Below are 8,454 nucleotides of genomic sequence, written 5' to 3'. Positions count from 1 at the left end.
ATTTTGTACTAGTGGTGTTGTTTCATATGCTTGTTGTTTACCATATTCATAACCAGCAAATGCTGACAGTCCGATTATAAGTGAACCACAGGCACTAGTAATAATCATTTTTCTCTTGTCCATACAATTTTCTCCTTAATTATTTAATTCAAAACAATTCCGATTTATTGTAACATGATTTTTCTCGGTTGTAAATAAAAATGTTTACGATTTATGATGTATAAGAAATATTTGAGGAAATTGAATATTATATAATGTATTTATAATGCTCAATTTATATCAATTTGATAACGAATTAAATTATATTTTTTCAATAATATTTATGTTATAATAAATTGAAAATTAAATTTTAGAGGAGGGGTACTTATGACACAATTTGATTTTAAAAAATTAGTTGATGCTGAGTATTTATTAAATAATAGAACAAATAAGAATATTGTAGTTATCGATGCACGTGGTGGAATGCTTGAAGAAGGATCACTAATGTATGATAAAGCAACTGTTGTTGATTGGACTGATATTAGTTTATTAGGTGAATTTGGAGGAGAAGAGCTAGGGAAATTATTAACTAAAGAGAATTACCAACAAATTTTCGATAAATTAGGAATCAATGTTGATTCAGAAGTTCTAGTTTATGGTTTTACAATGCCAGAACAAGGATTTGGGGATGAAGCGCGTGTAGTATACACATTTAATTATGCAGATTTTGAAAATGTTAAGTTTATCGATGGTGGTTTTAAACAAGTTGAAAAATTAGGATTTAATAAAAATTATGAACCAATTAGAGATAGAATAAATGTTAGTGATGTAGTTCGTAATGAAGCAACTCAGAACGATAAAGCTATATTTACAGACGAATTATTATCTAAAATAGGTAATGAAGATGTTCAAATTATAGACACTAGATTAGAAGTTGAATACAATGGTCGTGTAGTTTATGGTGAAAATAAAGCAGGTCATATTCCAGGTGCAATTTCTCTTCCATTTAATTCGTTAGTTGATAATAATGGATTCTTAAAATCTAGAGAAGAGTTAGAAAAATATGTAATTGAAAAAGGTTTGGATAAAAATAAACTTCAAATAACATATTGTACTACTGGAGTACGCGCTTCTTATGTAACGGTAATATTAGAAGAATTAGGATTTAATGTGAGAAACTATGAGCCTTCATTCGCTAGATACGCTAATGTTGGAGAGGTAGAATAAAATTAATTTTCTACATCAAAATAGCTTAAAAGGATAGAATAGATATGATAAGAAAAGCGAATAAAAGCGATATTAAAGTGTTAATAGGATTACAAGAGTTTATTGAATCTCTAGAACTGGAAATATTAAAAGAATGTTCTTTATCGAAACTTCAAGATATTCTTAAGTTTGTATTCACATCAGAAGAAGATAGATTTAGTTATAAAAACTGTAGGATTTATGAAAGTGAAGGGGAATTAAAGGGTTTTTCTTTTACATATCACTATGATGAAATTAATAACATGAAGGAATTTTGGTTTAATGAAGTTGTTTGTAAATTTGATTTAAATGAGAATTCAATAATTTTTGATTATGATGAAGTTTTAGAAGAAGAATATTATTTAGATACTTTATATGTTTTTGCCGAATACAGAGGTGAGGGAATTGGAAATAAGTTATTAACAGATTTTGTTAATAGTGGACAACCAAGATTAAGCTTAAATGTAGCACAATCAAATATAAGAGCTAGGAAATTATATGAAAGCTTTGGCTTTAATAAAGATTGTAAAATCTTTATAGGACATGAAAATTATGATCATTTAATAAGGGAAAATTAAATTTTTTATTATATGTTTTCAGATAATTCTTCGGATTTTTTTAGAAAAATCACAAAAGAAATATGATTTGTGCTATAATTAAAGCTATGTATAAATCTAAGGAGAAAAGATATGGTTGAATTATTGAGAAAAGATCAGAAAGTTGAAAATACATGGGATTTAGAATCGATTTTTAAGACAAATGAAGATTTTTGGAAACAATTTAAAGAGGTAGAAAAATTAATTCCAGAAATACAAAGTTACAGAGGTAAGGTTAAAGAAGGAGCTAAAGGTCTTCTAGAAGTTTTTAAAGCTGAAGAAGATATGATGTTAAAAGTCGAACAATTAACGATTTATGCATTTCTTAGAAAAGACCAAGATAGTACAAATGCTAAATATGGTGAATTATATGCTAAAACAATGAATTTAAATTCTAAGTTTTATGCAGAGTGGTCATTTTTAAAACCTGAACTTCTTTCAATTGATGAGGATGTACTATTAGGATACGTAGAAGAATTAGACGAGTTAAAAGTTTATAGATTTGAATTAGAAAAAATTAATAAAAAACGTCGTCATACACTGGATCCAGAACAAGAAAAAATAATAGCAATGGCTGGAGAAGCACTAAATGCTAGTGATGAAACTTTTTCAGCATTAAATAATGCAGATGTTGAATTTGAGCCAGTTGAAGATAAAGATGGAAATAAACATACTTTAACACATGGAACATATGGTACATATATGGAAAGTACAGATAGAGTTCTTAGAAAAAATACATTCCATTCTCTATATAACTATTTCAAAAAGCATAATAATACATTGGCATCTACATTAGGTGGAAATTTAAAACGAAAAAAATATTATGCTGATGTTTATAAATATACATCAACAAGAAATAATGCATTATCTAACAACTTAATACCAGAGGAAGTGTATGATAATTTGGTGTCTGTAGTTAATGAAAAAATTCCAGCGTTGCAAAGATATTATAAGTTGCACAAGAGAGCCAAAGGACTTGAAGACTTCAGATTATATGATAGATCAGTATCTATGGTAGAAGGAGAGCCAATTAAATTTACATTTGAAGAAGCTCGTGATATAGTACTTGAAGCTGTAAAACCAATGGGTGAAGAATATGTTAATGATATGAGAAAAGCATTTACAGAACGCTGGATAGATATTTATCCTAATAAAGGAAAACGTTCAGGGGCGTACTCATGGGGTGGTTATACTACAAAACCATTTATTCTATTAAATTTTGATGGTACGTTAAATGATGTGTACACACTTATACATGAACTAGGGCATTCAATGCACTCGTACTATACTAGAAAAAACCAACCATACGTTTATGGAAGTTATTCAATCTTTGTTGCAGAAGTAGCGTCAACTTGTAATGAAGCATTATTAACAGAATATCTATACAATAAATTTGAAAAAGAAGGTAACAAAAATGGAATGCTTCGTGTCCTTAACCAAGCGTTAAGTGGATTTGTTGGTACAGTATATAGACAAACTCAATTTGCAGAGTTCGAACACAAAATAAACCAACAACTTCAAAACGGAGGGGCTATAACAGCAGAATATTTAAATATTGAATATTTCAATGTGGTGAAGAAATACTATGGTGACGTATTTACTTATGATGAAGATATAAAATATGAGTGGTCAAGAGTGCCTCACTTTTATTATAATTACTACGTTTATCAATATGCAACTGGTTATTCTGCAGCACAAGCACTATCAAGATTAATACTAGAAGATAGTAAAAATGCTAAAGTTTATATAGATGAATTCCTTTCAAAAGGAAATTCTAATTATCCTATAGAAGTATTAAAAAATGCAGGTGTAGATATGTCTAAACCTGATGCAATAGAATTAGCATTACAGGACTTTGAAGAGAAAATAGAAAAGTTTGAAAAACTGTATTTCTAATAAAGAAAATAAGAGATTCAAAATCGGATTTTAAAAAATCACGATTTTTGAATCTCTCTTTTTTTTAGTGTAACTAATACTAATTCAATTTTATTGTTTATTCTAATAGGAAATGAACTATTTCCTAACCCACGAGAAACTATAAGAGTTGAGTTCTCTTTAGTATAACAACCACTTGTGTATTCAGGAAAAAATCCTTGACTAGGTGAGAAAACACCGCCGACAAACGGAATTCTCCATTGTCCGCCGTGGGCATGTCCTGAAAAAATCAGATCATATTTAGTTTCCACATAAATTGGAAACTTTTCTGGACGATGAGATAGAAGTATGTTAAAGAATTCAGATGAATGTAAATTCTCTAATGTTTTTTTGAAGTTAGCACGATGATTTAAATTATCTTCATTTTTGAAAAAATTATAGTCTTCTACACCAACTAAATTTATAAAGTCTTGGTTACGATTAAGAAGAATACTTTCGTTGTGTAAGTGAGTAATTTTAAGCTTTACTAACATGTTTTTCAATTCAGTATATTCTTTCGGTAATCTTAGTTCATGATTTCCAGAAGTAAAATAACAAGGAGAAATTATAGCAAGTTGACTAAGGATATTATAAGCTACATCCATATCGTTTTTATAACTATCGAGAATATCTCCAGTAATTACAATAATATCGGGTGAGAATTTTTTGATTTTACTTAAGAATGATAAGTCGCTTAATCCAACCTTATCACAGTGAATATCACTCACTTGGGCAATTTTAAAATTTTCAAAAGAATCTGGAAGATTATTAAAATCTAGAGTGGTATTTGTTACTTTTAACTTTTTATTTTGTTTGATTATTGAACTAGCTGCTATAAGGGGAGCTAGTGCTAAAATTTTACGATTCATATATTTCACCTAAAACTAATTTTTAAATAGAATGTAAAAACATTAAACTATAGTATTTTTATATTCTATAAAACTGTGTGATAGTGATTTAAAAAACATAGTTTTAAATAAATGTTATTTTAATATATCACTATTCTAAAACATTATACCATAATGCTTAAAGTATGTTAAAATATAAAGTGATTATTAATGAGAAATTAGAGGAAAAATATATGATAAATATTGAAAAGATTGATAATATAGCCGCTTCTAGGAAATATCCACCTACACCACCTCAATGGCAAGCTATAGCTATTACAGGGGCTGATGTTCTTGTAGCTGCTGCTGCTGGAAGTGGTAAAACAGAGGTTCTTTCTGAACGAATAACAAGAAAAGTTGCAACGAAAAGATGGGACATTGATAGACTATTAGTACTAACATTTACTACAGCTGCTGCTAAAAATATGATAGTAAGAATAGAAGGTAAAATTAGTGAAAGATTGCTTTCTACAAATAAAGAAGAGGATTTATTATTCCTTAGAAAGCAAAGGATGTTAATGAACGATGCCTATGTTAGTACTATTGACAGCTTTTGTCTAAATGTATTGAAAAAATTCTATTATCTTGTAGAGGAAGAAATTGATAATCAAATTAAATATTTATCACCTAATTTTAGTATATTAGCAAATAGTAAAGGGTTATTGAGTGAAACGATAGGAAATGTCCTAGAGGAGTTAGTACAGGAAGATTCTGCTAGTACAGATTTATTATTTACAGTTTTTGAATCTAAACAAAATATTAGTTCATTCATTATCGATGTGTACTACAAACTATTAAATATACCTAATTTTCAAATATATTTAGAAAATGATTTTGAAAAATTAAATTCCCTAATTATAGATAATGTTGACGTAGATTATGCTGTTATTGATGAATTTAGTAAATTCGATAATTTAACTACAAAAGAGGCTGTAGAAACTGCGTTTAACTTTAGTTTGTGTATTAAAAAATATCTAGAAAATAATAAAAAAGAAGAGGATTTAGATATAATATCTCTTACTAATCTAGATAACGATAAAAAAGAAAAAATTATTAAATATATTCAACAAGACGAAATTTCTTTAAAAAGCAATCAAGAGGAGCTTGAAGAAATTATTGAGATTATAGAAAAACTTGATAACCAGTTAAAAATTGAAAATAATATCTATGATACAGCGTTATTAACAAAAGTTTATGATGAACTAATTGATTACTTGAATTATTTTAAAACTATAGAAAAAATAAGTGGGTTATCAAGAACTATTAAGAAAGTTCTTAAGAAATTACATAATGATTTTATTAAAAGAAAAAGAGAGAACAATTTTTTAGATTTCTCTGATTTAAATCATCTTGCTATAAAGGCACTTACTAAAGAAAAGAATGGTGACATTATACCTAGTGAAGCGGCACATTATTATAGAGAGTATTTTTATGAGATATATGTTGATGAATATCAAGATAATAATAACCTGCAAGAATATATCTTAAACTTAATTAGAGGAGAAGGTGTGTACTTCTTTAGGGTTGGAGATGTTAAACAAGCGATATATGGTTTTAGGGGATCTAATCCAGATCTTTTTGAACAAAAGTATAATAGTTATAGAAAATTGGAAATTGATAACTATAGTGTAAATGAGGAATATTCATTTGAAGATGATTCTGAAGGAATATGTGTAGTATTAAAAGAAAACTTTAGAAGTGATGAGAATATACTAAAATGTAGTAATTTTGTATTTAATAGATTAATGGACAATAAGAATGCTGGTGTGAGTTATGATGAAGATAGTGCTCTGTATTACCCAGAGGCAAAAGAACGTCAAGATACGGAAATAATTCCTACCAAATTAATTAATGGTAAGGTTAATTATTTTACTGGAGAGATAATAGAGAACAAAAAAGATTATAGAATTCAGTCTATAGAAAATATTGCATATGAAATTTTACAAGGGATAAAGAATGGGAAAAAATATAGTGACTATGCTATTTTAGTGAGAAACAGTACTAAAATGTCTAGTTTTAAAGAAATATTTAGCAAGTACAATATACCATTATTTTTCAAGGAAAAAGTTGGTTTTACTGAATCAAATTGTTTTAATATTTTATATAATCTTCTTAGATTTTTAGATAATACTAATAGAGATACTAGCTTATTAGCAGTATTACATACAGAGATTTTAGATTATAGTAATGATGAATTATTGAGATTATCACTAGAAAAAGGGAAAAATCTTTTTGAAAAATTAAATAATAGTGATAATAAAAAAGACAAACAGACTACAAACATATTAAAAAAATGGCTGAATTTTAGTTTGAATAATTCATTACCAAGTTTAATAGAAACTATAGAGATTGATACTGACTTTAAAAATTATTTAGTAACAATCGGTGTAAATGATGAAGAGATAGATTATTTTGAGAATTTTATAGATGTAGTTAATGAATATCAGAATATTGATAATAAACTTTCTGGGTTAATAAATCAGTTAAAAAATATCAAAACAGAAGAGGTATTTGAAACTAAGAAAAGAACACCAAATGACAGTGTTACTTTGTCTACAATACATATCTCAAAAGGACTAGAGTATAAAGAAGTATTTGTCGCTGATCTTGATACTTCATTTAGTAAAAGAGGTTATACTGGAGAAGGGTTATTCACAGAAACTTTCGGTTTAAGTCTTAATGTAGAGAATATAGCCCAAAGCTTTAGTTTAAATAGTTCAAGATTATCAAAATTAAACGAATTATATAAATTAAATAGTATATTAATTAAGTTGAGAGAACGAGAAGAGGAAGTTCGTAATCTATATGTAGCTTTAACACGAGCTAAGAATACATTGTATCTTGTGAGCCCAAATGGGATAGAATTGAATAATGAGAAAGCAAGAGACAAATCTTTATCGCAAGCATTAATAGAAGACGATAACTTTGAAATTATTTTAAATAATTTATTGAGTGATTACGAAGCCGGATTCAATTTTGAAAATGAAAAAGATGCTAAATTTGAAGATTATGAAGTAATCCCATCTATTCAAGAACAAGAAGCTAGTTTAGACTTTGATTTAGCAAACTTTTATGAAAGATTTGAGTTAAAACAAAACACTACTGAGGAAATCGAAGAAGTTAAGGTTAAACATAAGGTATTTCCAACAAAAACATCATATAGTGCGTTGAAAAAAATTAATGGTGATAGTAATATTAACTTTAAAAAAGAAAAAAGAGGATACCTTGAGTTAACTACATTGAAAAGTTCGACTTCTACTAGTAAGTCAATACTTAGAGGTAATATTGTCCATAAGCTTTTTGAAAAAATTGTAAATGATATTAGAGTGGGGATTGAGATTAATGATGTGGAAACTTATCTAAATAATTTAAAGAAAACTGATGGTTTAATAAAAAATATTAAAGAGAATAGAATATTAACAGAAGAAGAGTTTGACAATATAAATAATAAAGATGATATAGAAAGAATAAGTAACTTTATTAATAACGAATTAATGAATATTATTTCTAATTGTCAATTTTGTCAAACAGAAATAGCATTTACTACTGCTAAAAAAGCTAAAGAACTATACAGTGAGAGTGATAGTGAAATAGATGTAATACTTCAAGGGGTAGTCGATTTATTTATTAAAATATCTGATAACGAAGCGATTATTATCGATTACAAAACAGACCATGTAACAAGTAAAACTGGGGAAGGGATTTTACGTGAGAGACATAAAGAGCAATTAAAGATTTATAAAGAAGCGGTAGCGGAATATTATCAATTGAAAAATATTAAAACATATATTTATTCATATGTGCTTTCTAAACTGATAGAAGTTGAGTAAATA

Annotated in this window: 5 protein-coding genes; 4 read left to right on the top strand and 1 reads right to left on the bottom strand. The window is 27.4% G+C overall.

The window, feature by feature from the left end; genetic code table 11:
• The first annotated feature begins 366 nt into the window (after window positions 1-366).
• The 3 genes from JX287_RS03835 (at window position 367) to pepF (ending at window position 3,716) form a co-directional block, all read left to right on the top strand.
• Window positions 367-1,206, top strand: a complete 840-nt coding sequence (locus JX287_RS03835; RefSeq protein ID WP_204642255.1) for a sulfurtransferase — start codon at window positions 367-369, stop codon at window positions 1,204-1,206.
• A 44-nt stretch (window positions 1,207-1,250) separates the two neighbouring features.
• Entirely contained in the window at window positions 1,251-1,802 is a 552-nt protein-coding gene (locus JX287_RS03830; protein ID WP_204642254.1) for a GNAT family N-acetyltransferase, read from the top strand.
• A gap of 111 nt (window positions 1,803-1,913) precedes the next feature.
• Window positions 1,914-3,716: an oligoendopeptidase F gene (gene pepF / locus JX287_RS03825; protein ID WP_204642252.1), complete on the top strand. Its 1,803-nt coding sequence runs from the start codon at window positions 1,914-1,916 to the stop codon at window positions 3,714-3,716.
• Window positions 3,717-3,754: 38 nt separating this feature from the next.
• Here the strand turns inward: pepF and JX287_RS03820 are convergent, their stop codons facing one another.
• A complete protein-coding gene (locus JX287_RS03820) occupies window positions 3,755-4,603 on the bottom strand; it encodes a metallophosphoesterase (RefSeq protein ID WP_204642242.1) in 849 nt (282 codons plus the stop codon).
• 212 nt (window positions 4,604-4,815) lie between these two features.
• Between JX287_RS03820 and JX287_RS03815 the strand changes: the two genes are divergently transcribed.
• On the top strand, window positions 4,816-8,451 hold the full coding sequence (locus JX287_RS03815) for a UvrD-helicase domain-containing protein (RefSeq protein ID WP_204642233.1): 3,636 nt from the start codon (window positions 4,816-4,818) through the stop codon (window positions 8,449-8,451).
• Window positions 8,452-8,454 lie beyond the last annotated feature (3 nt).

Source organism: Gemella haemolysans, from assembly GCF_901873445.1.
In the GTDB taxonomy this organism is placed as follows: domain Bacteria; phylum Bacillota; class Bacilli; order Staphylococcales; family Gemellaceae; genus Gemella; species Gemella haemolysans_C.
Note: the sequence above shows the minus strand (reverse complement) of the source record. Positions and strands in the feature narration are given on the sequence as shown.